The sequence below is a fragment of the Streptomyces sp. Y7 genome, assembly GCF_043195415.1.
Classification (GTDB): Bacteria; Actinomycetota; Actinomycetes; order Streptomycetales; family Streptomycetaceae; genus Streptomyces.
In genome coordinates this window covers 361,905-387,706 of the sequence record NZ_JBIDDQ010000003.1, presented here as the reverse complement: position 1 = coordinate 387,706, position 25,802 = coordinate 361,905, and the positions used below count along the sequence as shown (strand labels likewise).

Annotated in this window: 23 protein-coding genes; 19 read left to right on the top strand and 4 right to left on the bottom strand. The window is 68.9% G+C overall.

What is annotated here, in order from left to right; translation table 11 throughout:
- Positions 1–13: 13 nt before the first annotated feature.
- The gene (locus tag ACGFW6_RS12850; RefSeq protein ID WP_393507582.1) at positions 14–970 is read left to right on the top strand and encodes a 3-oxoacyl-ACP synthase III family protein; all 957 of its coding nucleotides are present in this window, start codon (positions 14–16) and stop codon (positions 968–970) included.
- Between the two features lie 72 nt (positions 971–1,042).
- On the opposite strand, the gene ACGFW6_RS12845 is transcribed toward ACGFW6_RS12850, so the two are convergent.
- Both ACGFW6_RS12845 and ACGFW6_RS12840 read right to left on the bottom strand, forming a co-directional pair.
- Positions 1,043–1,903: a helix-turn-helix transcriptional regulator gene (locus ACGFW6_RS12845; RefSeq protein WP_393507580.1), complete on the bottom strand. Its 861-nt coding sequence runs from the start codon at positions 1,901–1,903 to the stop codon at positions 1,043–1,045.
- 129 nt (positions 1,904–2,032) lie between these two features.
- A complete protein-coding gene (locus tag ACGFW6_RS12840) occupies positions 2,033–3,472 on the bottom strand; it encodes an MFS transporter (RefSeq protein ID WP_393507578.1) in 1,440 nt (479 codons plus the stop codon).
- 1,167 nt (positions 3,473–4,639) lie between these two features.
- Between ACGFW6_RS12840 and ACGFW6_RS12835 the strand changes: the two genes are divergently transcribed.
- Both ACGFW6_RS12835 and ACGFW6_RS12830 read left to right on the top strand, forming a co-directional pair.
- Complete coding sequence (locus tag ACGFW6_RS12835; RefSeq protein WP_393507576.1) at positions 4,640–6,220, top strand: alpha/beta hydrolase; 1,581 nt, start codon at positions 4,640–4,642, stop codon at positions 6,218–6,220.
- Between the two features lie 127 nt (positions 6,221–6,347).
- Positions 6,348–6,554 (top strand): hypothetical protein, encoded by a 207-nt coding sequence (locus tag ACGFW6_RS12830; protein ID WP_393507574.1) that lies wholly within the window; start codon positions 6,348–6,350, stop codon positions 6,552–6,554.
- Here the strand turns inward: ACGFW6_RS12830 and ACGFW6_RS12825 are convergent.
- Positions 6,544–8,082: a phytoene desaturase family protein gene (locus tag ACGFW6_RS12825; protein ID WP_393507572.1), complete on the bottom strand. Its 1,539-nt coding sequence runs from the start codon at positions 8,080–8,082 to the stop codon at positions 6,544–6,546. The two genes, ACGFW6_RS12830 and ACGFW6_RS12825, sit on opposite strands and share 11 nt — an antisense overlap.
- A gap of 247 nt (positions 8,083–8,329) precedes the next feature.
- On the opposite strand from ACGFW6_RS12825, the gene ACGFW6_RS12820 reads away from it, so the two are divergent.
- From ACGFW6_RS12820 to ACGFW6_RS12760, 13 genes are all read left to right on the top strand, one after another.
- Positions 8,330–8,680, top strand: coding sequence for a hypothetical protein (locus ACGFW6_RS12820; RefSeq protein ID WP_393507570.1), 351 nt, complete (start codon positions 8,330–8,332; stop codon positions 8,678–8,680).
- Positions 8,677–9,336 carry a DUF5819 family protein gene (locus tag ACGFW6_RS12815; RefSeq protein WP_393507568.1) on the top strand — a complete coding sequence of 220 codons (660 nt, stop codon included), beginning with the start codon at positions 8,677–8,679 and terminating at the stop codon, positions 9,334–9,336. The genes ACGFW6_RS12820 and ACGFW6_RS12815 overlap by 4 nt, the downstream gene beginning before the upstream one ends.
- Before the next feature lie 92 nt (positions 9,337–9,428).
- Positions 9,429–10,358, top strand: a complete 930-nt coding sequence (locus ACGFW6_RS12810; protein WP_393507566.1) for an HTTM domain-containing protein — start codon at positions 9,429–9,431, stop codon at positions 10,356–10,358.
- On the top strand, positions 10,355–11,203 hold the full coding sequence (locus tag ACGFW6_RS12805) for a serine hydrolase domain-containing protein (RefSeq protein WP_393507564.1): 849 nt from the start codon (positions 10,355–10,357) through the stop codon (positions 11,201–11,203). Before ACGFW6_RS12810 ends, ACGFW6_RS12805 begins: the two co-directional genes overlap by 4 nt.
- A 191-nt stretch (positions 11,204–11,394) precedes the next feature.
- Positions 11,395–12,291, top strand: coding sequence for a phosphorothioated DNA-binding restriction endonuclease (locus tag ACGFW6_RS12800; RefSeq protein WP_393507562.1), 897 nt, complete (start codon positions 11,395–11,397; stop codon positions 12,289–12,291).
- Between the two features lie 713 nt (positions 12,292–13,004).
- Positions 13,005–13,463 carry a DUF5990 family protein gene (locus ACGFW6_RS12795; protein WP_393507560.1) on the top strand — a complete coding sequence of 153 codons (459 nt, stop codon included), beginning with the start codon at positions 13,005–13,007 and terminating at the stop codon, positions 13,461–13,463.
- Between the two features lie 296 nt (positions 13,464–13,759).
- The gene (locus tag ACGFW6_RS12790; RefSeq protein WP_004986771.1) at positions 13,760–13,963 is read left to right on the top strand and encodes a cold-shock protein; all 204 of its coding nucleotides are present in this window, start codon (positions 13,760–13,762) and stop codon (positions 13,961–13,963) included.
- 243 nt (positions 13,964–14,206) lie between these two features.
- Positions 14,207–15,700: a DEAD/DEAH box helicase gene (locus ACGFW6_RS12785; protein ID WP_393507558.1), complete on the top strand. Its 1,494-nt coding sequence runs from the start codon at positions 14,207–14,209 to the stop codon at positions 15,698–15,700.
- Between the two features lie 47 nt (positions 15,701–15,747).
- Positions 15,748–16,113, top strand: coding sequence for a hypothetical protein (locus ACGFW6_RS12780; protein WP_393507556.1), 366 nt, complete (start codon positions 15,748–15,750; stop codon positions 16,111–16,113).
- The gene (locus ACGFW6_RS12775) at positions 16,077–16,388 is read left to right on the top strand and encodes an SCO5918 family protein (RefSeq protein WP_393507554.1); all 312 of its coding nucleotides are present in this window, start codon (positions 16,077–16,079) and stop codon (positions 16,386–16,388) included. The genes ACGFW6_RS12780 and ACGFW6_RS12775 overlap by 37 nt, the downstream gene beginning before the upstream one ends.
- 744 nt (positions 16,389–17,132) lie before the next feature.
- Entirely contained in the window at positions 17,133–17,486 is a 354-nt protein-coding gene (locus ACGFW6_RS12770) for a helix-turn-helix domain-containing protein (protein ID WP_393507553.1), read from the top strand.
- Positions 17,487–17,995: 509 nt separating this feature from the next.
- Complete coding sequence (locus tag ACGFW6_RS12765) at positions 17,996–18,631, top strand: class I SAM-dependent methyltransferase (RefSeq protein ID WP_393507551.1); 636 nt, start codon at positions 17,996–17,998, stop codon at positions 18,629–18,631.
- Positions 18,598–19,302 carry an aldo/keto reductase gene (locus ACGFW6_RS12760; RefSeq protein WP_393507549.1) on the top strand — a complete coding sequence of 235 codons (705 nt, stop codon included), beginning with the start codon at positions 18,598–18,600 and terminating at the stop codon, positions 19,300–19,302. The genes ACGFW6_RS12765 and ACGFW6_RS12760 overlap by 34 nt, the downstream gene beginning before the upstream one ends.
- On the opposite strand, the gene ACGFW6_RS12755 is transcribed toward ACGFW6_RS12760, so the two are convergent.
- The gene (locus tag ACGFW6_RS12755) at positions 19,257–19,862 is read right to left on the bottom strand and encodes an FMN-binding protein (RefSeq protein WP_393507547.1); all 606 of its coding nucleotides are present in this window, start codon (positions 19,860–19,862) and stop codon (positions 19,257–19,259) included. The genes ACGFW6_RS12760 and ACGFW6_RS12755 overlap by 46 nt on opposite strands.
- 849 nt (positions 19,863–20,711) lie before the next feature.
- On the opposite strand from ACGFW6_RS12755, the gene ACGFW6_RS12750 reads away from it, so the two are divergent.
- From ACGFW6_RS12750 to ACGFW6_RS12740, 3 genes are all read left to right on the top strand, one after another.
- Positions 20,712–22,814 (top strand): bifunctional polysaccharide deacetylase/glycosyltransferase family 2 protein, encoded by a 2,103-nt coding sequence (locus tag ACGFW6_RS12750; RefSeq protein WP_393507545.1) that lies wholly within the window; start codon positions 20,712–20,714, stop codon positions 22,812–22,814.
- Positions 22,811–23,971 carry an LCP family protein gene (locus ACGFW6_RS12745; RefSeq protein ID WP_393507543.1) on the top strand — a complete coding sequence of 387 codons (1,161 nt, stop codon included), beginning with the start codon at positions 22,811–22,813 and terminating at the stop codon, positions 23,969–23,971. Before ACGFW6_RS12750 ends, ACGFW6_RS12745 begins: the two co-directional genes overlap by 4 nt.
- A gap of 534 nt (positions 23,972–24,505) precedes the next feature.
- Positions 24,506–25,705, top strand: coding sequence for a 4-hydroxybenzoate 3-monooxygenase (locus ACGFW6_RS12740; protein ID WP_393507541.1), 1,200 nt, complete (start codon positions 24,506–24,508; stop codon positions 25,703–25,705).
- Positions 25,706–25,802 lie beyond the last annotated feature (97 nt).

Genomic DNA, 25,802 nt, shown 5'->3' with positions numbered 1-25,802 from the left:
AGGTGGAGAAACCGTGGGAATAGCCGACTACGCCCTGGCGATGCCCAGTGGCAAGCGCAGCGTCGACGAGGTCAGCCGGGAGTCCGGCTACGGCCTGGACAAGCTCGGGCAGGTCCTGCCGTCGGGGAAGTTCTCGGTGCTGGCCGAGGGGGAGACCGCCTGGGGCCTGGGCCGGGACGCCGCGGCCCGGCTGCTGGACCGCAGCCCCGTACCGCTGGACGAGATCGGCCTCGTCCTCTACGCGGGCTCCAGCGAATGGGGTACGCCGTTCTGGTCGCCCGCGGCCAAGATCGCGGCGGAGCTGGGGATCACGCAGGCGCACTGCTACGAGGTCTCCAACTTCTGCAACGCCGGCATGGTGGCGGTGAAGCTGGCCGACGACCAGGTGCGGGCGGGCACGCACCCGCACGCGCTGGTGATCATCGCGGACCGACTCAGCGAACTCGTCGAGTACGGCACCGGTTACATCGAGCTGTTCAACTTCGCGGACGGCGCGGCCGCGGTGCTGCTCACCGCCGACGCCGCGGCCACCCGGTACGAGGTGCTGGGCGGGGCCCACCACACCGACCCGCAGTGGGTGGACTCCTACTACGGCGAGATCAAGAACGGCGAGATCAAGGTCGAGCGGGGCGAGAAGCTGGACGGCCTCGGCGAGGCCTTCCTGGACAACTTCACCACCCTGACGCACAAGGTCCTCGCCGGCATCGGCGCCGGTGTGGCCGACGTGGCCCACTTCCTCGTCACGCACGGCAACCAGGACACCCACCGCAAGTACCTGGCCGCGCTGGGGGTGGACGCCTCCCGCAGCGTGTTCCAGTACGAACGCGACGGCCACCTGGGCGGCGCCGACCCGCTTCAGGCCCTTGAGGAGCTGGAGCGGGAGGACCGGATCGGCTCCGGCGACCTGGTGATCGTGGCGACGGCCGGGTCGGGCTTCACCTGGGGGGTCACGGCGCTGCGGCGGACGTGACACCCCCGTCAGCCGACTGCACCCCGGTCCATGCGGGCCGGGGTGCAGTAGTCGTACGGTCGTTTCCGCAGCTCAGCGGTGGTGCACCGAGTCCAGGTCCACCATCAGCAGCTGGAGTGCCGCCTCGTGCGGGGAGTCCGGTTCCGCGTGGTAGAACTTCAGGATGTTGCCGTCCTGAAGATCCGCGGACTGGTACATCAACTCCAGCTCGCCCACGACCGGATGGTCGAAGAGCTTGGTGCCCTCGATGCAGTTGGACACCCGCTGACGGCACCACAGCGCGGCGAACTCCTCGCTCTGGATGGTGAGTTCGCCGATCAGCTCGGCCAGCTGCGGATCGTGCCGGTGGTCCCCGGAGATGAACCGCAGATACGTCACGTTCGACTCCGACTCCGCGGCCCAGTCCGCGTACAGCGACCGGACGTTGTCGTCGAGGAAGTTCATCTTGATGATGTTCGGCCGCTGTTCGGTGCGTTCGGGGGCTTCGAAGTCGATGTGCGGCGCGAACAGCCGGTGGTAGAGGGAGTTCCAGCTGAGGATGTCGCAGCGGTAGTTCAGCACGGCCGCCGCCACGTTCCCGAGCGATTCCACCAGCATCCTCGTGTACGGGCTCACCTGGTCGCCGCTCGGCGCCGGCTCATGCGGGTTCTGCACCGGCGTGCCGATCTTGAGCAGGTAGTCCCGTTCGTCGGCGCTCAGTTGCAGGGCACGGGCGATGGAGAGCAGGACCTGCGGCGAGGCATGCGCGGTCTGCGACTGCTCCAGCCGCGTGTAGTACGTCTGGCTCACCCCCGCGAGCGCGGCCACCTCCTCGCGCCGCAGACCCGGAACCCGCCGGGAGCCGCTGGACCGCAATCCCATCTGCTCGGGCCGGACGCGCTCGCGCATCTGCCGCAGGTAGCTGCCGAGGTCCGTGTTCACGATGTGCTCCACCCTTTCGATTATGAAGTGCCGTACGGGATCGGCAATGCCGCCCCGAAGAGGGGTGACCGATGCCACGACGGCCGGGAAGGCGGTACGGGGGATCCGCCTTCCCGGCCGCGTGGGGCCGCTGCCCGGGTCTCAGCCCGGCAGGGCCGTCTTGCGGCGCAGCACCGCCCACAGCAGCAGGCCGACCACGACCTGGCAGCCGCCCGCAACGCCGATCGCCGTGTGGATGCCGCTCAGTTCCTCGGCTGCCGTCACCGTGCCCTGCCCGATGACGGCCGCGAACACCGCGCTGATCAGCGGGATGCCGATGGCGATGCCGACCTGCTGGCTCTGGGTGGCCATGCCGGTCGCCATGCCCTGCATGTCGGACTCGACGGAGGAAGTGGCGATGACCATGAAGGACAGCGCCGCCGTCATGGAGAAGAAGGCGTTCACGAACTGGGTGGCGATCAGCGGGATCAGCCAGCGCGAGTCCGACGTCGCCCACATCGCAGGCAGCATGAACGCGCCCTGGAGGAACAGGGAGACACCGAGCAGGGTGCGCGGCTGGACGCGCTGGAGGATGCGCGGCCCGACCGTACCGGCGATGATCTGGCCCACGCCGATACCGAGCAGCACCAGACCGGCAGTTAGGGAGGACAGACCAAGCACGTCCTGGACGTACAGGCCGGTGAAGAAGATCAGCGCGGTCTCGCCGCCGAAGATGAACAGGGCGGCCAGGTTACCGAACGCGATGTCGGGCTTCTTCAGAACCCGCACCGGCACCAGAGCGTCTGCGGTACGGCTCTGCACGGCCCAGAAGACGCCGAGCAGCACGGCGGAGGCGATCAGGGAGACGCCGGCGACGAGGTCGAAGCCTGCCTCGCCGACCCGGGTGACGCCGTAGATCGCGGAGAACAGGCCGAGGGTGATGAGCACAGCACCGGGCAGATCGATCCGGCTGCGCGTCTCGGCCCGACTCTCGTCGACGACCAACGGCACGATCAGGATGGCCGCGATGGCCACGGGGATGTTGATGAAGAACGCCCAGCGCCAGGAGAAGACGTCCGTGAGGAATCCGCCGAGGATGGCGCCGGCACTGAAGCCGGAGCTCATCATCACGCTGTTCAGGCCGAGCGCGCGGGTGCGCAGGGTGGGCTCGGTGAAGGCAGTGGTGAGCAGCGCGAGTGCGGCGGGTGTGACGGCCGCTGTGGCCAGGCCCTGAAGGGTACGGGCGGTCAGCAGCATCGCAGGCGACTCCGCGATGCCGCCGACGAGGGACGAGAGGGCGAGGACGACCATGCCGGCGGTGAAGATGCGCCGGCGTCCCACGTAGTCGCCGACGCGTCCGAAGACCAGGGTGCATCCGGCGGCGCACAGGGCGAACGTGGTGGAGATCCACTGCAGGCTGCCGGTGGAGAACCCGAGGGCGGTGCCGACCTCGGGCAGCGCGACGTTCAGCACGGAGAAGTCGGCGGCCATCATGAACTGCGAAGCCAGGAGCACCACCAGGGCTGCGACCTGGCGTCCGGTCATCCGGACGGGGGTTGAGTGCGCGGCTGCGGCGCTCGTACTGGTATCGGCTGTGGTCATGCCCCCATGCTCGGCTGCCGGGATCGGGCCAGCCAGCCCCTCCCTGAGGGCAGTCCTGCGGAGACTGTCACTGGCAGTGTCACCTTCGGCGTCGGCCGTGTATGGGGCGTCGTTACCCGACGTCGCCACCGCGTCGAGTGCCGGGGACCTGCCCGGCGTACCGGCGCCGACCCGCGAACAGACGCACGCGAGACTCGCCGCCCCGGGACCGGTCGGCAGGCCGCTGACCTGGCTCGCGGTACGAGGCCGGCCCGGATCACCACGGCAGGGTAAGGGGCACGGCCGTCCTGTGCCTGTCGACCGCGCGGGGCAGCACCGACGACACGCTGTCCCGTGCCCCTCACATGCGCACCAACTTCGTGTGCCCCTGCCATGGCCCGGTACTCGGCAGCACCCCGGTCCGAGCCCGAAGACACAACAGGCCGCTGCGGACCGCATTTCGACCGGCACCATGACCGGCGTGCCCTCAACGTGCCCACAAGAGCGGACAACCACGGTCGACAGCGGTGCGATCAGACTCGCGCAACGCTCCAGAGATAACGAATCGTCGCAGCTCAGCGCCCTTAGAAGCCCGCAAGCGCCGTCGCTTCCCAAGCTGAGAGCGCGAGTTCGATTCTCGTCACCCGCTCCAGATTGAAAACCCCAGGTCAGCGGCCTGGGGTTCGTGTATTTTCCAGGGGTTGTCCCTGGACCCACGAGCCGAGGGGCAGGCTGTCACCGGGTCGGTGTCGATGGCACCGCCCGGGCAAAGCGCACGCCCGAGGTCTCCGTAGAGGACACAGGAGCGTTGCTGGCCCGGCGGTGGGGCCGATCACGATCAGCGGGTACTCGACGCCGCTATCCGCCGCTGCCGCTCGCGGGCAAGGCGTTTCGGGTCGAGGTGGGCCGGGGCGGGAACCATGGAGAGATCGGTACGGCGCCGACCTGCTCCGACCCTTGCCTCAGCAGGTCGGTCAGATCCGCGGGGACTCCGTCACCAAGCCTTGCCAAAGGGTCATTTGGGGAAGACGACACGGAGCCGATCTTGGTTGTGCGACTCGGGGACCATCCGGCACGCCGCCCGTCCGTCCACGGTCGGAGAAACCTTGTCTCCTGGATGGATTCGCCCAGCTCCGCCGCGCGAAAGGGTTGCTGCGTTTCATACGCAACAACCCCGAGGCCCCCCACGTGCGAAGCAGTCGAATAGCTACTCTCCTGGCGGTCAGTGCCGTCGCCACCCTCGTTCCCGCGCTCGCACCGGCCACAGCATCCGCCGCGGCGAATCCCCTGGATCAGTACCTGCGGCAGACGCCGGCCTGGCACCGCTGTGACAGAGCGATGCCGGCGAACTTCCAGTGCGCCACCGTCAAGGTGCCGCTCGACTACAGCCGTCCCGACGGCAAGAAGCTCGACCTCGCGATATCGAGGCTGAAGACGAGCACCAGGGCCGAGCGTCGCGGTGTGCTGCTGCTCAATCCGGGCGGACCCGGCGGTCCGGGCCTGGACATGCCGCAGATGATGGCGGGCGAGCTGCCCAAGAGCGTGAAGAACAAGTACGACCTCATCGGCTTCGACCCGCGAGGCATCGGGCAGAGCTCGGGCGTCGGCTGCGGCATGTCGGACGCCGAGCAGAACTGGGAACGGCCGTACAAGGCCGCGATGTTCGCCAAGGACGTGAAGTGGGCCCGGAGCGTCGCCGAGAAGTGCGACGCCAGGCAGGGCGACAAGCTGCGGCACATCACCACCCGCAACACCGCGCGGGACATGGACGTGATCCGTGCCGTGCTCGGCGAGAAGAAGATCTCCTACCTGGGGTACTCGTACGGCACCTACCTCGGCGCGGTCTACACGCAGATGTTCCCGGGGCGCTCCGACCGCTTCGTGCTGGACAGCGCCGTCGACCCGGCCCGGATCTGGCGCGGCATGATCCAGGTCTGGGCGGAGGGCAGCGAGCCCGCCTTTACCCGGTGGACCGAGTGGACCGCCGAGCGGCACTCCACGTACAAGCTCGGCAAGACTCCCGAGGCCGTCCGCAAGACCTTCTACGACCTGGTCGCCCAGGCCGACCGCAAGCCGATCGACTTCGACGGAACCAAGCTGAGCGGCGACGACCTCCGCGCCGGCCTGCGTGCCACTTTCTTCAGCGTACGCGACGCCGCCGAGGCAGTCGTCGAACTGAAGAAGGCCGCCGAGGGAAGGGCCCGGTCCGGTGACCGGGAGATCGAGACGCCCGCGCCCCTGCCGCCCTCGTTCGGCCGTGTCGTGCCTGCGGACAACGGCACCGCCGGCTTCTGGTCCGTCGTCTGCGCCGACACCCGCAACTGGCCGCGCGATCCGGAGCAGTACCGCAGCGACGCGATCCGGGACAAGGCCAGGTGGCCGCTGTACGGCGACTTCGTCTCCAACATCATGCCGTGCGCGTTCTGGAAGAAGACCGGCAGCGAGCCCGCCACCAAGGTCGACAACAAGGTCGGCGCGCTGATCCTGCAGAACGAGTGGGACTCCCAGACCCCGCTGGCCAGCGGGCAGGGCCTGCGCCGGGTGATGAAGGGCTCGAAGATGGTCACCGTCCTCGGCGGCGTCGGACACGGCATCTACGGCTCCAAATCCTGCGCGGACAAGACGGCCACGACCTACCTGACCACCGGAAGACTGCCGGCCAAGGACGCGACCTGCCAGGCCGCACCCACGGCCCGCGAGCGCGCCACCCCCGACCCACTGCCCCTCCCGACTCCGCCGGGTATCCCGGGCATGGTCAGCCGCTTCTGAACCCGGGACGCCGGTGATCAGGACGGGGCTGTCTGGCGCCCGCCAACGGGCCTGGCTTCAACCGCGGTTACCGGCAGGTAAAGTTATCGGCTGGTTTGTTCGGATATCACAGGGAATGGAGCGTAAGGTGCGTCGACTGACTGGCGTTGTGTTGGCAATCGCGGCGATGGGTCTCGCTTTCTGGTTGGTTCTCGGGCCTTCGACCGAGTGGGACGGCGCCGCGAGGGTCGCCCGCTTTGCCCTCCTACTGAGCTGTTTCGGGGCGATCGGCGGCGGTTCGCGTCTGGTCTTCCCCGGCAAGGCGGAGGACCAGCAGGCCCAGGTCACCGATTGATCGGCAGCGGTCCGAGATCCGGAGGGGTTCGGATACCGAACTCGTGGCGCAGGGCGGACAGTGCGGCGAGGTAACCCGACATGCCGTGGACGCTCGGTCCGGGTGGCGTTGACGCGGAGCACAAGTACACACGGGTCAGCGGAGTGCGGTACGGGTCGAATCGGGGGACGGGACGCATCAGGGACTGCCACAGGGTCATAGCGCCCGCTCCGATGTCTCCGCCGACGTAGTTCGGGTTGTACGCATGGAGTCCGGCGCCGCTGACGCCGCGTCGATGGATCACCGTGTCGGTGAATCCGGGTGCGTAGCGTTCGATGCACGCCGTGACCATCGCGGTCGGGTCCGTGGTGTCGCCGTTGGGGACGTGGGCGTAGGCCCACACGGGACGTCGCCCCGGTCTGGCGCGGCTCGGGTCGGCCTGTGCGGGGTCGACCAGGAGCACGAACGGCTCTTGTGTGCGGATGCCGGCGGCTGCAGCTGTCTCGGCCCGGAACATCTCCGCCTGGGTTCCGCCCAGGTGGACGGTGGCTGCCTGGCCCACGGCCGGGTTCGCCCAGGGAATCGGCTCGGAGACGAGAAAGTCGACCTTCGCCGCGGCGGGCCCGTACCGGAAGCGGGCCAGACCTCGCCGGTAGCCGACCGGGAGTCGATCCCCGGCGATCCGCGCGAGCGTCCTCGGGCTCGTGTCGAGCAGCACCACCTTCGCGCGCGGCAGTTCATCGAGGCTTGTCACGTGGTGGTCCGTGTGGAAAATTCCGCCGGCCGCCGTGATGTCGCGGGCGAGTGCGTCGGCGATACGGGCGCTCCCTCCTTCGGGGATCGGCCAGCCCGTACCGTGCGCGAGGTGGCCGAGGAGCATCGCGACCGCACCGGAGGCAAGAGACGGAAGCTTTCCGACCGCGTGGGCGGCCACCCCGGTGAGAAGGGAACGGGCCACTTCGGTGCGGAAGCGACCGGGGGCCAGCGCGGTGCCGTGAGCAAGCATGCGGGAGAGCAGCAGCGCTGGGGCGGAGGGGTTTCGCGGGAGGCTTCTCTGCCCCGACATGATGAAGTCGACCAGTTCTCGGGAGTGGTCGAGCAACGGCTTCATGAGGCGACGCCAGCGATCGCCGTCGGGCCCGAGGTGGGCGCAGGTCGCCTCCAGATCCCGATAGGCAAGGCCGGCCTGCCCGTTGTGCAGGGGGTGGGCGTAGCTGACGGAGGGATGCATCATGTTCACCCCACGCGATGCCAGATCGAACTGCCGAAAAAAGGGAGACACAACGGCCATGGGGTGAACGGCGGAGCAGATGTCGTGTTCTATGTCGACGTCGAAAAGAGGCTCCGTACGCAACCCGCCGCCGATGGTTTTTCGCGCCTCATACAGTGCGACTTTGAGGCCCGCCCGACTGAGAGTAACTGCCGCTGCAAGACCGTTCGGGCCGGTTCCGACCACAACTGCATCGGGTTGCACGCATCCTCCATAGAGGCTCAGAGCACGACGCTCGATAAATGATTCAAAAGGCAACGAAGGCTCGGTGATGATCATCACATGGCCACCCGTTGAGACGCCCACACTAACCGCCTTAAGATGATCATCAATCGCGATGAGCATCGCCGCCCTGCAATGGCAGGTCGGCATGACGGGGGCGTATCTCGCGACAATTCTCGCGTCCCCGCAGAGAACCTGGATCACCCCTGAGGGGCGAGCGGTTGAAGCTGTCTGACCAACATCTTCTGGCGCGCCGCCGCTCTCTCCTCAGACGACCAGGTAGCACATAAACGAGGGGCAACAAATGAAGAAGAAGAATGCCGCTGTCGTCTTCGGTGCGGCCCTTGCGGGTACGCTCCTGACGGTGTCGATGCAGGGTTCCGCCCAGGCTTCCACGCCGCCTCAGGCGACCGCGAGCCTGAGCACCAAGGCCACTGCCAAGGACTCCGCAGCGGCGCCGAAGGCCGCGGCCGGCGCCCGGGCCGCCCGGGCCGCCGGCCGAGCTGCCGGACGGGCTGCCGTGCACGCACGGGCCGCGGCGGGCTCTCTCGCCAGCCAGGCTTCTGAGGTCGCCAACAACTTCGCTCTCTTCCACGCGCCTGCCAAGGTGTCGAGCGACGGTGCCTCTGCCGCTGCGACGGTCTTCGACAAGTGACAGTGCGCCATCGGCGCATCCAGAGGGCGGCACTGTTGGCTGGTGCCGCCCTTCTGGGCGCCCATTTCTCCATCGCAGCGTTCTCGCAGGCGCCACTCAGTCCAGCCAAGATTCAACTGCACGCCGTCATCAGCGGCTATCTGGAGCCCTACTTCACCCAGAACTGGAGTCTCTTCGCTCCGGAGCCGGTCAAAGACAACCAAGGCATAGTGGCGCGCGCGAAGTGCGCCGACGGTTCCGTCACGGACTTCTACGACGTGACCGCTCCCTTGATCAAGGAGACTCAGAGCGACCGATTCTTTCCCTCCCGTACGGTGCGGCTGGTGAGCAACGGAATTCAGCAGCTCAATGATTCGGATGACCTCCTTCTCCGCCTCCGCCAGAATGACTCGGAGACAAAAGACGGAAAGCGCGATCGCCCCATCCCTCTGACGCCGTATGAGAAGCGCCAGCACGAGGAAGCCGAATGGTCCTTGTCCCGCTTCGCATTGACACAGGTGAACAATGTCTGTGCCGGTGGTGCGAGGCCGACCGCCGTCCAGGCACGTATGTACGTCGAGAAACTGCCTCCGTGGTCACAGCGGAACAACTCCGCGGCAAAGAGCAAGCTGGACCTCTACGACTTGCCGTGGAAAAAGGCGGTTGAACTGCAGTGAGCATCAAGGAATCGATCGACTCAGCCGCCAGTCGCCCCATCGCGGCCTTGGGAGTGTCCGGAACCCGCGCGCTCCTGGGCTTGGTCGGCCTCATGTACTACCTGAGTCACTACAGCGACCGGCACTATCTCTTCGGCCCGGGAGCGGATTCGGCTCTGCCGCACCGCCTCTTCGTCGAACAGGTCCAGGAGAAGGACAGTTTCAGCCTCTACGCCTGGAGCACTTCGGAAGCCTGGTTCGAAGGGGTCTTCCACCTCGGCCTGCTCGCCGCCCTGGCGGTGACCCTGGGCGTGGGAGGCAGGGCGGTCCTTGCCGCGCACGGCGTCCTGCTGTGGTCGCTCTACGAGCGGCAGTCGGCATTTCTGGACGGCGGGGACAACCTCGCCCAACTGGTCATCCCCATGCTGCTCCTGACCAACTGCTACCAGTACTTCTCCTTCCCCAGCGGATTCGCCGACCGCGTCATCGGACGCATCCCGGCGAGCGTGCGCTGTCTCGGCGTTCCCCTGCACAACCTCGGCGTGGCCGCGATCGCGATACAGATCTGCCTCGTGTACGTCGTGAGCGGTCTGTACAAGGTGCAGGGTGAGGTCTGGCAGGACGGCACCGCGCTCTTCTACATCATGCGCGTCCCCGAGTTCGAGCTGCCGGGCGTCTCCAGTCTGGTCTACGGCAACGACGTACTGGTCTTCCTCGGCACCTACGCCACGACCCTGTTCCTCGTGTATTTCCCGATGGGGATCCTGGTGCCCAGGCTGCGCCCGTGGACGGCCGCCGCCTCCATCGCGTTCCACGTATCCATCGGCGTACTCATGGGACTGACCGCGTTCGCTCTGACGATGATCGCCTGCGACCTCATCTTCCTTTCCTCCGCCCTGTCCCGCATACGTCAGGCAGCACGCACCATCGGCGCACGCTGGGCGCGGAAGCGTCCCGGGAGCCTCGGCGCAGCGACGGCCGAAAAGCACACGACGGAAGGCGACACCACCGTCGACGCCCCCATTCCCCAGGCCGCAGGATGACCCTGCGCCGCGTTCCCACCTGCATCATCGGAAGCTCCCACAAAGAACCGATCGTCACCGGCGGGCACGACCCGGACAAGTACGCCGAGATGGGCTCGTTCACCAAGGTCGTCACGGCAACCATCCTGAAGCAGTTGGCCGAACAAGGTGTGCTCACTCTCGACGACCCCCTCGAACGATGGCTCGGCGTTCCGGCGGGGACAGGCATCACCCTGCGCCATCTCGCCCGGCACACTTCAGGGCTGCCACGGCTGCCTCCCGGCACCGCCCGGTTCGACCCCTACCGGAAGTTCACCGGTGATCGACTGCGTGAGCTGCTCTGCAGCCTCGACCGTCTTGTGACAGGCCCTGTGGGAGAGGAGGAGTACTCCAACCTCGGATACGCGGTGCTCGGGGCGGCACTGACCCAGGCGGCAGGACCGGCATACTGCGACCTTGTTGCAGAGCATGTGCTGTCTCCCCTCGGCCTGCCACATGACGCGATGGTCGTCGAACCACCGCGGCACAGTCGGTCGCTGCCCACTCGATGGCACGGCCGCAGCGCGAAACCGTGGACCATGAAGGGAGCCGTCCTGCCCGCGGGCGGCCTCTGGGCAAGTCCTCGCACGATGGCCACGGTGCTGACAGGTCTCGTGGTCGACCGCGTTCTGGGGGAACCCGCCCTGGGGTGGCAACGTACGGGACCGCTGCCCTTGATATGGCACAACGGAGGGACGCGTACGGCATCCGTGTTCGCCGGCGCCCTGCCCGACGGCCGTTGGACGGTGGTCCATCGTCTGAGCAACTCGCACGACGTGACGGACAGCGCTGGCCTGGACTACCTGCGCACAGCGCATTCATGGTGAGGAATGGGCCCACGCGACGGCTTCAAGGCAATCGTGGCGAGTCCATGGTCCGCGATGGGCTCACTCCTCTGCATCACGGTGCTGAAGCAGGGACTTCAAGCGTGCGCCCCACAGGTCAGCCCAGGTGACGGGCCAGGTCCTGCGAACTGGAGACCTTCATGACCGTCAGTCCGTCGCTACGATCACTGGCCATGGACTGGCTCGAGCGCACCACGAACCTGAGGCAGTGGACCAGAAGCGGGACGCGCGCGCCGCACAAGCCCCTCCTGCTCCTGTACGCCCTTGGCCGGTTCCAGGAGGACGCCGACAGCGAGCTGCGCTACAGCACGGTCGAGGAAGACTTGCAACGGCTCCTGACCGAATACGGCCCGCCCAACAAGACGACGCCCGCCTACCCCTTCCATCACCTGGTCAGCGACGGCGTATGGGAAGTGCGTACCGACCGTGGTCCCGGCAGTCCAGGCAGTGGCCTGCGCGTTCTCAGGGAATCGGGTGCCACCGGACGACTCGCGCCAGAATTCGGAAATGCTCTCCGGCGCGAACCCGAACTGCTGCACCGAATAGCACGATCGCTTCTCGACCTGCACTTCCCTCCCTCGCTCCACACCGAGCTGTGCGAAGCCGTAGGCCTGGACCTGGAACCGACGGAGACCGGCCGGTTCTCCGCCGCCCGGAGGCAGCAGCGGGACCGAAGAATGCGCGAGCTGGTGCTGACCGCCTACGAGTACCAGTGCGCCTTCTGCGGCTACGACGGCCGGATCGGCGCCGTACCCGTAGGGCTGGAGGCCGCGCATGTGCGCTGGTGGGCGTTCGACGGCCCGGACGACATCGACAACGGCCTGTGCCTGTGCGCCCTCCACCACAAACTCTTCGACAAAGGCGTCCTCAGCATTGGCGACGGTCACCGCATTCTGGTCTCACAGCGCTTCGTGGGCCACAGCCCTGCCGCCCGTGAACACGTCACAGCCCTCGCGGGCCGTCCGCTCCTCGGCCCGCAGCCAGGTGCACTCCCTGTCGCCGCCCACCACCGCACCTGGCATACCAGTCAGGTCTTCCACGGCACCCCACGCCCTGCCATACCAGCCTGACGAAGTTCCGTCGTCTCGGCAGTGTCGCCCGGTCGCCGCTGAGCCCTCCTCCACATGCTCCTGCAACGGCGGTCTCCCGGCCAGGGCTTACTTCCCGGCGCCTGAGTAGTTGTCACCCGCCAAGAGAGACCTCCAAGCGCCCCCGGCCCACGGCGTGCCCAAAGCGTGCCCGTAGGATCGGTGAACCACGGTCAATAGCGGTGCGCTCCTATCCCTCCAGGCCGCGCTCCGAAGCACATTCACCCAGGTCAGATGCCATCCGGCTGCCCAAGCGCCATCGCTTCCCAAGCTGAGAGCGCGAGTTCGATTCTCGTCACCCGCTCCATGATGAAGCCCCAGGTCAGTGACCTGGGGTTGTTTGTTGTCCAGGCCAAGGTGGGGGGGCGTGCCCTTCGTGTGCCCTGAGTAGGGACCGTCGGCGCGGATCCTCCTCGTCGTCGGCTCCCAGATCAGCGGCGCCCCGCGCATCGGCACCTCGCTCGTGCAGTCCCTGGCCTTCGCGGTGGCCGCCCGTCCGTGCGACCGCTTCGGTATCGGCACCGCGGTGTCCGTTCCCGCAGGCGCACTTGGCGCTCTTGGGCCCAATGGCCGTCGAGGGCGCGGGGGGGGGTGTCGTGCAGGACCACGTGAAGAGATGAGGTCACCGCTGCCGTGACCGGCCAAGTTCGAGGTCGGCCGACCTCTACACGGACGATGGCGGGATGATGGCCGCCATGCTCATCCGCATCGACGCCGTCGACCTGCCCGGCCTGGCCTCCGTCGACGGCACGGTCCCGGCGTACGGCAACATCCACGTCGCCGTGCAACGCCGCGACCGTCCGGCCGAACTCCTCGCGCCACAGCCCGGCGACGCACCGTCCGCGACATGGACCCTGGAGTGCACCACGAGCGCTTCGCCGACCGGCACCGAGGTCAAAGGCCCCTACGTGCAGGACCGTCTGGGCCGACGGTTCATCTACCTGTCGTGGGGCACGGTCGACGAGTCGGGCACCTTCACGATGTTCCGCCGCGCCAAGCTCCTGCTCGACGTCATACCCGCCGACGTACTCGCCGCCGCCGCACGGGACGGGCTACTGGTCGGACGCCTCGGTCTGACCGACGCGCAGGGCGGGCCCCTGTGCGGACGAGTCGAGCCCCCGCACATCACCTGGACCGCCGAACACGCCGACTAGGAGGCGTTGCAGGCCGCCCCTGGCCCCTCAGGGTGCAGGAGTCCTGAAGCAGGCGCCGTGCAGATCAAATATCTGTATCCGTGAAGTGAGAAATAGGTACGGCACACGGCGAGTATTCCTGGACCGTCAACCCGAGCGGAATTATTGACCAGGCAGAGCCGGCCGCGTCATGCTAACGTCGCCCTCAGTTGCAGGTGTGGTTGCCGGAAGGTTCATTTTCCGACGGGGTAATCAACACGGCGACGCGGAATTCGCACAGGGCGAATTCCGAACATCGTCTCCGAAGGAGAAATGACATGGCTACTGGCACCGTGAAGTGGTTCAACGCGGAAAAGGGCTTCGGCTTCATCGAGCAGGACGGCGGCGGCGCCGACGTCTTCGCCCACTACTCGAACATCGCCGCCCAGGGCTTCCGTGAGCTGCTGGAAGGTCAGAAGGTGTCCTTCGACATCGCGCAGGGCCAGAAGGGCCCGACGGCCGAGAACATCGTTCCCGCCTGACACCGGCAGCAACGCATACTTCGCAGCTGGGGCCCGCACCTTGGGGTGCGGGCCCCAGCTCGCTGCATTTCAGGGCGCGTGACGGGAAGGCCCACTCCATCACCAAAGGGTGACGTATTCCCCCGTCCATACGACTCGCCGCCCATCACCTCCGGCTCGTTCTCGCGATTCTCTGCGCCGTTCATTTTGCTGCGGAAATTCCTTGCTACGTGCCCACGTGCTCACATCGAGGAAAGGTTCCGCTTGAACCGCGCACGCACCGCCCGCACGGCCCGTACCAACGACCGCTCCCGGGGTTCCGCCACCCAGCGCTCGGGGGCTCCCCGGCGTTCCAGGGGCAACGATCGCCGGCAGACCGCACCCCAGGGCGAGTTCGCGCTGCCGGTGACGGTCACGCCCGCGCTGCCCGCCGTCGAGTCGTTCGCCGACCTCGCCGTGCCGGCGCCGCTGCTGGCCGCGCTCGGTCACGAGGGCCTGACCGTACCGTTCCCGATCCAGGCGGCCACCCTGCCCAACTCCCTCGCCGGACGTGACGTGCTGGGCCGCGGCCGCACCGGTTCGGGCAAGACCCTCGCCTTCGGCCTGGCGGTGCTGGCCCGTACCGCGGGGCGGCGCGCCGAGCCACGACAGCCGCTGGCCCTGGTCCTCGTACCCACCCGCGAACTCGCCCAGCAGGTCACCGACGCGCTCACCCCGTACGCCCGCTCCGTGAGTCTGCGGCTGGCCACCGTGGTCGGTGGGATGTCGATCGGCAGACAGGCCGGTGCCCTCCGCGCCGGCGCGGAGGTCGTCGTCGCGACCCCGGGGCGGCTCAAGGACCTCATCGTCCGGGGCGACTGCCGGCTGGACGACGTCGCCATCACCGTCCTCGACGAGGCGGACCAGATGGCCGACATGGGGTTCATGCCCCAGGTCACCGCGCTGCTCGACCAGGTGCGCCCCGGAGGGCAGCGGATGCTCTTCTCCGCCACGCTGGACCGCAACGTCGACCTGCTCGTCCGCCGCTACCTGACCGACCCGGTGGTCCACTCCGTCGACCCGTCCGCGGGAGCGGTCACCACGATGGAGCACCACGTGCTCCACGTGCACGAAGCGGACAAGCACCGGGCGACCACCGAGATCGCGGCACGAGACGGCCGCGTGATCATGTTCCTGGACACCAAGCACGCCGTGGACCGGCTGACCAAGCACCTGCTGAACAGCGGCGTCCGCGCCGCGGCCCTGCACGGTGGCAAGTCCCAACCGCAGCGCACGCGGACTCTCGCCCAGTTCAAGACCGGACATGTGACGGTACTGGTGGCGACCAACGTCGCGGCCCGCGGCATCCACGTCGAGGGTCTCGACCTCGTCGTCAATGTCGATCCGCCCACCGACCACAAGGACTACCTGCACCGCGGCGGCCGTACCGCCCGCGCCGGAGAGTCCGGCAGCGTCGTCACCCTGGTGACCCCCGGCCAGCGCCGCGGCATGAACCGGCTGATGGCTTCGGCCGGCATCACCCCGCAGATCGTCGCCGTACGGTCCGGTGAGGTGGAGCTGACCCGCATCACGGGCGCCCAGGCCCCTTCCGGTGTCCCCGTCGTCATCACCGCACCGGCCGTGCCACGTCCCCGCCGCGCCGTGTCCTCCGCGACTGCCTCGTCCCGAGGCCGCCGCGACCGCTCCGCCCAAGGGCGCCCCACCGGACAGGCGAAGCGGCGCAGGGCGCAGCGGCCCGCCTTCGACCCGGCGGGCTAGGCCCGGGGGCGTCGATCAGAAGCTCACCCAACTCCGAGGAGGCAGCTTTGACACCGGTTCAGACGCAGCGACAACAGGCGGTTCTCTCCCCCAGGAGCGCGGTCGACGACATGGAGGCGGCCGGCCCCCGGGTCAGTGACGACATGACCGTCGAGGTCGCCCTGTCCGTCATGGCCAGTGCCCGTGTCGAGTACCTCCTCCTGTGCGACGGAGACGACCAGTGCACGGGCTCGATCACCCTGGCCGAACTGGCCGTCCACCGCGGCAGTTCCACGTACACGGACCGGATCCGACTACGGGACGTCCTGGCTGATCGCCTCCCCCGCTCAGCCGGTTCTCCCTCTCCCCGCCCGTTCTCCTTCCCTGTGAGGGCATCATGCGCTGTGTCATCGCCCGGTACCCGTTCGACCTGACCAAGAACGGCGTGCTGGCCTTGATGAAGGGCGTCACGCCCGAACTCGTCACGGGTGAGTCCGTGACCATCGGCCGCCGCCGCTACCCCGTCAAGCAGGTGGGCCAGGTCATCACCCGACAGGACCGCCGCGACTTCACCGGCGGCGAAGTCATCCGGGCCATGACCCGCCTCGGCTTCACCTGCCATGCCTGCCCCGACGCCACGCCCGTGCGTGTCCCCTCTCCCCTCCAGTCCGCGTCGGCAGTGCTCGGCGCCGCCTTCCTGGACGGATGAGGACGGGCGGCAAACCGCCATCAGGATCCCGGTGAGGGCCCTGCCGACATGTGTCGGCAGGGCCCTCACGGCTGTCTCGCCGTCCGTTCTCCGCGGCTGGGCCGCGGGCCGCGACACTCAGCGACACCTGACGGCCTGACCGGGATTGCACGGCGTCGGGCGACTCACGACGGCTGCGCCATCCGTTGCTGCAGTTCACAGGCTATCTGTTCCCCCACAGGGCTTAAATCTGTTCTTGCCAGAGTAGACATTGGGCTCTGACACGGTTAGCCTTTTTCTCGTTGACACCGGTCAAGCGAAACCCGGCAGACACGAACTGGCGGGTTGCAGTACATGAAGTTCGCAGGTCAGTGCGGTTCTGGAGTCCCGAAGCCAAGGTGTTCGCAGGACGGTGACGCGGCTGAGGACCGCACTGGGCGGCTCGCAGGTCGAGGGGCCGCCGACAGCACCACCTAGCAGTACCGCCAGTACCAGTTCACCAAGTTCGGAGAAAGGACGGAGGAGCAGACGCCATCAGGATCGCCCGGTCCGAGAAGCACTCGCCCCGGGTACCGCAAGACCCCGGATTGGAAGGTGGTCCCCGGTCACGCAGCCGCGATCCACGCACCCCCCTCTTCTGCAGGGCTGGTAGCGGAAACAGAAGGTCGGCACAGCATGAGGGCCGACAGATGGTGTTGAATTTCCTTCGGGGCCCTGGTGCCGTACGGCACCAGGGCCCCTCGACGCGTTGTACTACGAGGTGACATGACAGCAGATATCCCCCTCAGTGATCGTCTGGACGACGACGACTACCCCGCATACACGATGGGGCGGGCCGCCGAGATGCTCGGCACCACCCCGGCCTTCCTCCGAGCCATCGGCGAGGCTCGTCTGATCACGCCACTGCGCTCGGAGGGCGGACACCGCCGGTACTCCCGCTACCAACTCCGGATCGCGGCGCGCGCCCGCGAGCTCGTCGACAGGGGCACTCCGATCGAGGCCGCTTGCCGCATCGTCATCCTTGAGGACCAGCTCGAGGAAGCTCAGCGCATCAACGCCGAGTACCGCCGCCGGGCCGGGCATGAAGCGCCCGACAATTCCGTTCCCGGTGCCGGCTGATCACGTGGAAACGTGCCGGTCGGCTCGAACGCGTACTACGCCCGATCGACCACGAGGCCCGCACGGAAAGCAGGTCGTGCGCCGTGAGCCCACATCCTGCGGAGGGGGACGGCGAGGTCGCGCCTCCACGGTCGTCCACCTCTCGGCCGTCGTGCCCATAGCGCGCCCATGTCGTGCCCTTCAGAGCGGACGACCGCAGTCAACAGCGGTGCCAACAGACCCGCACCCCTGCCGCTGCGTAACGCATCTACCCAGGTCAGCAGCCATATGGCTACGCGAGCGCCGTCGCTTCCCAAGCTGAGAGCGCGAGTTCGATTCTCGTGACCCGCCCCATACGAAACCCCCAGGTCAGAGACCTGAGGGGTTGTCTTATTGCCACCCGGGGGGCGCCCGTGTCGGGGACTTCGCAACAACCTGTCAGTACGTCGTGAGCACCAGGTGCGACTGCCGGTCACATGCTTGGCTGCCCTGCGTGACGAGGAATCCGACGTTTCGCCGGAGGGCCCGAGATGGAGAAATACGGCGAGACACTCGTCGCTCTCGACCAGGACGAAGAGGCACGCCTCCGTCTGCTCGCCGAGGTCTTCGACCCACTGTGCACACGCACGCTTGACGCACTCGACGTGGACCGAGCTGCCCGTTGCCTGGAGGTGGGTGCGGGTTCCGGGTCTGTCGCGCAGTGGCTGTGCGGCCAGGCTCGGGACGGTGAGGTGATCGCCGCGGACCTGGATCTGCGACTGCTGGAGCGCGTGCCGGAGCCCCGGCTGCGCCGACTGGTGCACGACGTCACCACCGACCCCTTCCCGGACGGCTCTTTCGACGTCAGCGCTGGAGCAGCCTTATCTGCGGGACTCTCGGCACCGTTAGCTGGTGGGCTCACAGTCAGCCCGGGTCGTTCATCGACTACGGCTACCGCGAGGTCGGCGCCCATACGGTCACTCAGCATCTGCGGCGGCACACGGCTCGCCGACTTCTGGCGGCTGACCGTGGACATGTCGCGTGAGCAGCTCATCGCGGGCGGCCATGTGACGCCGTACGAACTGGACGAGTTCTACGCCCTGTTGCATGACGACGCCTTCTGGGATCTGGCACCCGCCCTGGTGCAGTCGACGTGCAGCATGTACGACCGGGCTCGTCCGGCCTGAAGGTGTTCCGCCTCGCGCTGGACTGCTTGAGCTACGGCGAGCCCGGCCTCGGCACCCACCCCTGGCCGCTGCCCGAGGAGGAGAGCCTGCCCTTCCTCGCACAGGCCCTCGACCTCGGCGTCAACTTCTTCGACACCGCGAACGTCTACTCCCTCGGCACCAGCGAGGAGTTCCTCGGCCGCGCACTGCGCAAGCTGACCCGCCGTGAGGACGTCGTCGTCGCGACGAAGGTGTACGAGAAGCTCGACCCCAACCCGCTGTCCGGCGGCCTGTCCCGCCTTCAGTCGCGTGGATCGCCGGATACGCGGCATTCTGCGTTCCGGCCGAGCCCCTCGCGAGGCGACCCGCAGAACCCGGAACAAGACAGCGCCCACCAGTGGCGTGATACGGCCCGTCGCCGCCTCGCGGGGTCCCCCAGCCCCGGACGCGCCTCGCCGACCCACCCTGCGCCTCGCAACCAGGCCGTGGGTCACACCCTTCTCTACGGTTCAAGGCAGCTCGCTCCGCTCCCCACTCGCGGCCCGGCCGGGAGATCGGCCGAGGGACGGCTACCCTGCCCACCAAGGAAGCCGGCTGGAAGTACGGGGAAGCAGCGTCATGACCTACTCGTGTCCAAGGGTCAGGTTCAGACGCCGGCCCGGTCCAGCGCGCTCTGCAAGGACTGTCTGTAGCCCGCGCTGGTGTATGTGGCGCCCGACACCGTGTCGATGTCCGCGCTCTGTGCCCGCAGCGTCTCCTGGTTGAGCTCGGGGACGGCCGTCGCGTTGATGTCCCGGCTCCGCGCCGCCTCATCGGGGTACCGGACGGCGCTCGCCGCGGTGATCCGGCTGCCGGTGAGGGTGATCCGTACCTGGACCGGGCCGTACTTCGTCTCGGCCGTGGATCCGGTGACGGTGCGGGTGGTGGGGGCGGCCGAGGTGGTCCTCGGTGCGGAGGGGGCGCTGCCGGCGCTCGTGGGGGCGGCCGACGCCGTGCGCGCCGGCTGCGTGCTCGTCGAGGACGCGGACGGGGTGCGCTTCTTCTCGGACGTCTTCGAAGGCGGCGGTGACGCCGAGGTGGCGGGCGCGGACGCCGAGGGGGAAGCGGACACGGTGGCGCTCGCCGTGATCGCGGGCTCGGCCCGCGCCGACGACGGGTCCGTGGTCGGCTTGAGCGCGAGCAGCAGCACGATGCCGGAGACGGTGCCGACCGTGGCCAGCAGCGCGTGGCGGAACGGGTGCTTCTTCCTCATGGGACTCCCAGCGCATCAGCGCCGCGAGGTGTCACCGCTCCGCGTCAGAACTCGAACGACTCGTGGTGGACACGGCGGTGCGGGGCCCCTGCCTCGCGCGGCCCGGCCCGGCCCGGCGACGGCGACAGCGACGCGACTACGGCGACGGCGGCTACGGCTACGGCTACGGCTACGGCAGGGGTGTTGAGCCACCACAGCCACAACACCCCAGCCGCGCCTGTCCAGGAGAGCACCAGCGGCGGTGCCGCGGGGGAACGCCGGGGCCGGATCCGACGCATGGCCTGCCGTCTTCCCGCCCGGCCGTGCTGGATCGTCGTCACAAGGCCGTGCTTCCCTCCACGCAATTCGGTTCCCGGCCCCGCACCCCGGCACGGTGGCCGAAAACAGCTGGTGCGGACGGGGGTTGCCGCCCTCGGCAGATCCACTTCCAGGCAAGGTGCGCGAGGGCCCACTTCCCCATATCCACCTGGTTCAGCGCACCGGCGGGGCCGAGTGTCACACCCGGTGCGGCGGGACGGCCGACCGTCCCTTTCGGACACACCCACGGCCTCTCCCGTGGCTACACTCGCCGCCCATGCAACAGCTCGGCCGGAAGACAAATCAGCAGATAACGCATGCACCTTCATCGGGTGCGAACACCGTCGACACCCCTGTGAAGAGCACGTGGCGCGCCCCCTCCCCCGCCGCCGTCCACGCCGTCAGATCGACCCCGCCCGCACGTTCCCGCGCTCTCCGGCACGAGCTCCCCCCGCCTGTCCGCACCACCCCCGGCGCGCTTGCGCCCGCCCCGAACTCCCGCCGAACAAACACCCGTTCAGCTGTGATTAACGTCACCACGGGGAGGGTGGTGTGAGCCGCTCGGTACGCCGCCGCCACGCCCGTTCCCGCGAGCCCCGCCGGCACTGGCGCCTGCTGGCGGCTTCCCTGGCCGTCGTCCTCACCGCCCTGCTCTTCGAGGGCTGGACCATCCACGAGGTCGACGCCGCCAAGTCGCGGCTCCCCTGCACCCGGCCCGCGCCCGGGGCCGTGGGCCGGAGCGGACCGGTCCTGCGCCGTATCGGCGCGAACGGCGACGTCACGTCCTCGGCCATGCCCGCGGGGACCGTCGCCCTCACCTACGACGGCGGCCCCGATCCCCACTGGACCCCGCGCCTGCTCGACCTGCTGCGCGAGCACCGTGCCCACGCGACCTTCTTCCTGTCCGGCGCGCAGGCGGCACGCCATCCGGAGCTGGTGCGGCGGATCCTCGACGAGGGCCACGAGATCGGCTCCAACACCTACACCGGCGCCGACCTCGGCTCCTCCTCGCGCGTCCGCACCGCGATGGAGCTGACGCTCACCCAGAAGACCCTCGCCGGTTCGGCGGGCATCCGCACCGGCCTGCTGCGCATGCCGCTGACCACGCAGGTCGACACGCTGTGCGGCGCCGAGTGGACGGCGGCCCGGCGCGCCGCAGCGGACGGCTACGTACTGGTCGCCGCGGACCGGCCCGACCGCGATCCGCAGCGCGGCCTGGTCCGCCAGTTCAGCCAGACCGATCTGGCGTACGAGGAGACGAAGGACCTCCTCGGCGATCCGCGCGCCGCCCGGTTCACCACCGTCACGGACGGGCTCGGCATGCCCGCGGCCGGCACGCGGGTGCCGACGTCCGAACGCTGGCAGGGCAAGGCGCTGATCTGGACCACGACCGCCGGACACGCCTTCACGAACGTCATGACCTGGGTGCTGCTCGCGCTGGGTGTGCTGGGCGTGCTGCGGCTCGTGATGCTGACCGTGTTCGCCCGCGCCCACGTCCGGCGCCTGACCCGCTACCGCCCCGGAGCGCCCCGGCTGCGGGAGGTCGGCGCACCCGTGACGGTGCTCGTACCGGCGTACAACGAGGAGGCCGGCATCGAGTCCACCGTCCGCTCGCTGCTCGCGTCCTCGCATCAGCACCTCGAGGTGATCGTGATCGACGACGGGTCGACGGACCGGACGGCGGACCTCGCGACCTGGATCGACGACCCCCGGGTGCGGGTGATCCGGCAGCCCAACTCGGGCAAGGCCGCGGCCCTCAACACCGGTCTGGTGCACGCCTCGTACGACATCGTCGTGATGGTCGACGCCGACACCGTCTTCGAGCCCGACGCCCTGTACCGGCTGATCCAGCCGCTCGCGCACCCGGCTGTCGGCGCGGTCAGCGGCAACACCAAGGTCGGCAACCGGCGCGGGCTGCTGGGCAGATGGCAGCACCTGGAGTACGTCTTCGGCTTCAACCTCGACCGGCGGATGTTCGAGGTGCTGGAGTGCATGCCGACGGTTCCGGGCGCCATCGGCGCCTTCCGGCGCGACGCGCTGATGGGCGTCGGTGGGGTCAGCGAGGACACCCTCGCCGAGGACACCGACCTCACGATGGCCCTGTGGCGGGCCGGCTGGCGCGTGGTCTACGAGGAGTCGGCCATCGCCTGGACCGAGGTGCCCACGTCCCTGCGGCAGTTGTGGCGGCAGCGCTACCGCTGGTGCTACGGCACCCTGCAGGCGATGTGGAAGCACCGCGGAGCCGTCCTCGAAGTGGGCGCCGCCGGACGCTTCGCGCGCCGCGGACTGACGTACCTGACGCTCTTCCAGGTGGTCCTGCCCCTGATGGCCCCGGTCGTGGACCTGTTCGCGCTGTACGGGCTGCTCTTCACCGATCCCGTGCGGGCGCTGGGGGTGTGGCTCGCCTTCCTCGTCGTCCAACTGCTGTGCGCCGGATACGCGTTGCGGCTCGACCGGGAGAAACTGTGGGCCCTGTGGTCGATGCCGTTCCAGCTGTTCGTCTACCGGCAGCTGATGTACCTGGTCGTCATCCAGTCCGTGTTCGCCCTCCTGGGCGGCACCCGGCTCAAGTGGCACCGCATGCAGCGGGCGGGCACGGCCGCCACGGAGCAGTTGCGACAGCCGGTCGCCGCCCGGGAGTTGTCGTCGCGATGAACGACTGGAACGAGGAGACACAGGCGCCCCGCGTGATCCCGGGACAGGTCATCGCACACACGGAACCGACACGGCCGTACGAGGAGTACGCGGAACCGGCCCCGAGCCCGGGCGCCGTACGGCCCGGTGGTGGTCACGCCCGCAGTACGCGCCCTCCGTGGAAGCGCCCGAGCCGGCGCCGCCGTACCGCCCGTCTGCTGGCGCTGCTGCTCGGCGCGCTGCTGCTCACCGGCTCCGGCACGTACGCCTGGGCCCACTTCGCGCTCGACCGGGCGGTCGACCTCGGCGCTGCCGGTGACCGTCCGCCGCGGGGCAAGGGAACGACGTACCTGATCGTGGGCTCCGACAGCCGGGACGGTCTGTCCGAGCGGGACCGGGAGGATCTGCACGCCGGCGGTGGCGGCGGCAGCCGTACCGACTCGGTGATGCTGCTGCACACCGGCGCCCACGGCACCACGCTGGTGAGCCTGCCCCGCGACTCGTGGGTGACCCTCCCGTCGTATCTCGACCCCGGCACCGGAAAGCGGTACCGGCCGGCGAAGAACAAGCTGAACGCGGCCTACTCCCTGGGCGGCGCCCCGCTGCTCGTTCGGACCGTCGAGCGCAACACGGGCCTGCGCGTCGACCACTACGCGGAGATCGGCTTCGGCGGCTTCGTCGGTGTCGTGGACGCCGTCGGCGGCGTGGACATGTGCGTGGACCGGGACATCAGGGACAGCAGGTCGGGACTCGACCTGACCCGGGGCTGCCACACCCTGGACGGCGCCCAGGCACTCGCGTTCGTCCGCCAGCGGCACCAGGAGGCCCAAGGCGACCTGGGGCGCAGCAGGAACCAGCAGAGGTTCCTCGCCGCGCTCGCCCACAAGGCGGCCACACCGGGCACCGCGCTCAATCCGTTCCGTGCGTATCCCACGCTGGGCGCGGTGCTGGACACCCTCGTGGTGGACCAGGACATGGAACTGCGCACCCTCGTGTCGCTGTTCCGGGCGATGCGGAGCGTCTCGTCCGGGACCGGCGAACAGCTCAACGTCCCCGTGGCCGGACCCGGCGTCAGCACGTCCAAGGGCAGCGCCGTCAAGTGGGACACGGCGAAGGCGCAACGGCTCTTCACCGCGCTGCGCAACGACCGGCCGGTACACATCGGGCAGAGAGGCTGACCGGCCGGTACACATCGGGCAGAAGGGCTGACCGGCCGGAGACATCGGGCAGAAGGGCCGACCGGCCGGGGACATCGGGCAGACGGGCCGATCGTCCGCCGGAGATCGGGCAGAAAGGCCGACCGGCCGGTGGGCATGGGGCGGTGGGACGGGCCGGACGCTGCCGGTCCGAAGGGTGTGGGGGCGGCCGGGTCCCCGTGCGTGGCGGAGCCCCGGCCGCCCCCGGCCCTCTCCATCCCGCTCCCGGGGGGAGTCAGGGGCGGCACGGAGAGAGGTCAGTGCAGTCCGGAAGAGACACGCCGTGACGGCGGACTCGGTACTCACAGAGCGCACGGCCGGCACGAAGCGTCACCCGGGGCCCCGACGACGCCGACCGCACCCGGAGTTCACGCCGGCGCCACCTGCCCTTGGTCGCGCGCCTGCGCCAGGTCGGCGCGCTCCGTCGGCCTCGCGCCCCACCGCACTGCTACGGCTCTTCACGTTCAGGTGATTTCTGTCAAGTAAGCCACTTCACGGGACCTAACATCCCGTCTCGTGACAGACAGGCAGACCCGGAGCGCATCCGACGTGGTCATCCTCGGTGCCGGACCGGCCGGGCTCGTGCTGGGCAATCTCCTTCAGGACAGCGGGATCGACTGCGTCGTCCTCGAGCGTGCCGAGCGCGCGCACCTCCAGACGCGGGCGCGCGCCGGGTTCCTGGCCGCCGAGACCGTACGGACCCTGGAGCGGCACGGGCTGGCCGAGGGACTGCACCGGCACGGAAAGCCGCACAGCACGTGCGAGTTCCGCACCGACGACGGCCGGTTCCGGCTGGACTACAGCGGGCTCGGGCGCGGTGAGCGGCACACCGTCTATCCCCAACAGCAGCTGGTCACCGACCTGCTGACCCGGTTCCTGGCCGCCGGCGGGCGGGTCGACTTCGCCACCGAGGCCGTGGCCGTCGTCGACACCGACACCGTCCGGCCCTCGGTGACGGTGCGCGAGGCGGACGGCCGGCCCGGCCGGTGGCGGGCGCGGTACGTCGCCGGGTGCGACGGACGGCACGGCGTGGCCCGGCGCTCGCTGCCCGCCGGCTCGGTGCGCCGGCAGCACTGCGATCACGGCGTGACCTGGCTCGGACTGCTCGCCGAGGCACCGCCCAGCCTGGACGCCGTCGGGTACGCGGTGCACGAGCGGGGTTTCGCCGGGCACATGGCGCGGACCAGTGAGATCACCCGCTACTACCTGCAGTGCGAGCGCGGCACCCCGGCCGACGCCTGGTCCGAGGAGCGGATCTGGGACGAGCTGGACCTGCGGATGCGGGGAACGCGGTACGGCCCGCTGCACCGCGGCCGCGTCGTCCAGCGGGCCGTCGTCGACCTGGAGTCCGATGTGCTCGAACCGCTGCGTCACGGTTCGCTGTTCCTGGTGGGCGACGCCGCCGGCCTCATCAGCCCGTCCGCGGCGAAGGGCGCCAATCTCGCGGTGCTGGAGGCGTCGCTCCTCGCCCGGGCCCTGATCGACGACCTCGTCCACGGCGACCCCGAAGGGCTGGAGACCTACTCCGAGCGGTGCCTCACGTACATCTGGCGTGCGCAGGAGTTCTCGCACTGGATGATCGGGCTGCTGCACGGCCCGTCCGGCTCCGACGCCACGGCGCTGTTCCACCACTCCCTGCGGCGCTCCCGCATCGCCTCACTGCGTACGTCGCGCAGCCGGCAGGACTGGTTCGCCGAGCACTACGTCGGCGTGTGAGGCCCCTCGGGTTTCGCACCCCCCGAGTTCCGCACACCCGAGTTCCGCACACCCCCCGAATTCCGCACACCCCGAGTTTCCGCACACCCCGAGTTCC

Bases quoted from the DNA above. Each gene is read 5' to 3' on its own strand.
- ACGFW6_RS12840 (WP_393507578.1), bottom strand. From the start codon at position 3,472: ATGACCACAGCCGATACCAGTACGAGCGCCGCAGCCGCGCACTCAACC.
- ACGFW6_RS12825 (WP_393507572.1), bottom strand. From the start codon at position 8,082: ATGATCATCACCGAGCCTTCGTTGCCTTTTGAATCATTTATCGAGCGT.
- ACGFW6_RS12820 (WP_393507570.1), top strand. From the start codon at position 8,330: ATGAAGAAGAAGAATGCCGCTGTCGTCTTCGGTGCGGCCCTTGCGGGT.
- ACGFW6_RS12810 (WP_393507566.1), top strand. From the start codon at position 9,429: ATGTACTACCTGAGTCACTACAGCGACCGGCACTATCTCTTCGGCCCG.
- ACGFW6_RS12805 (WP_393507564.1), top strand. From the start codon at position 10,355: ATGACCCTGCGCCGCGTTCCCACCTGCATCATCGGAAGCTCCCACAAA.
- ACGFW6_RS12800 (WP_393507562.1), top strand. From the start codon at position 11,395: ATGGACTGGCTCGAGCGCACCACGAACCTGAGGCAGTGGACCAGAAGC.
- ACGFW6_RS12795 (WP_393507560.1), top strand. From the start codon at position 13,005: ATGCTCATCCGCATCGACGCCGTCGACCTGCCCGGCCTGGCCTCCGTC.
- ACGFW6_RS12790 (WP_004986771.1), top strand. From the start codon at position 13,760: ATGGCTACTGGCACCGTGAAGTGGTTCAACGCGGAAAAGGGCTTCGGC.
- ACGFW6_RS12775 (WP_393507554.1), top strand. From the start codon at position 16,077: ATGCGCTGTGTCATCGCCCGGTACCCGTTCGACCTGACCAAGAACGGC.
- ACGFW6_RS12770 (WP_393507553.1), top strand. From the start codon at position 17,133: ATGACAGCAGATATCCCCCTCAGTGATCGTCTGGACGACGACGACTAC.
- ACGFW6_RS12765 (WP_393507551.1), top strand. From the start codon at position 17,996: ATGGAGAAATACGGCGAGACACTCGTCGCTCTCGACCAGGACGAAGAG.
- ACGFW6_RS12755 (WP_393507547.1), bottom strand. From the start codon at position 19,862: ATGAGGAAGAAGCACCCGTTCCGCCACGCGCTGCTGGCCACGGTCGGC.
- ACGFW6_RS12745 (WP_393507543.1), top strand. From the start codon at position 22,811: ATGAACGACTGGAACGAGGAGACACAGGCGCCCCGCGTGATCCCGGGA.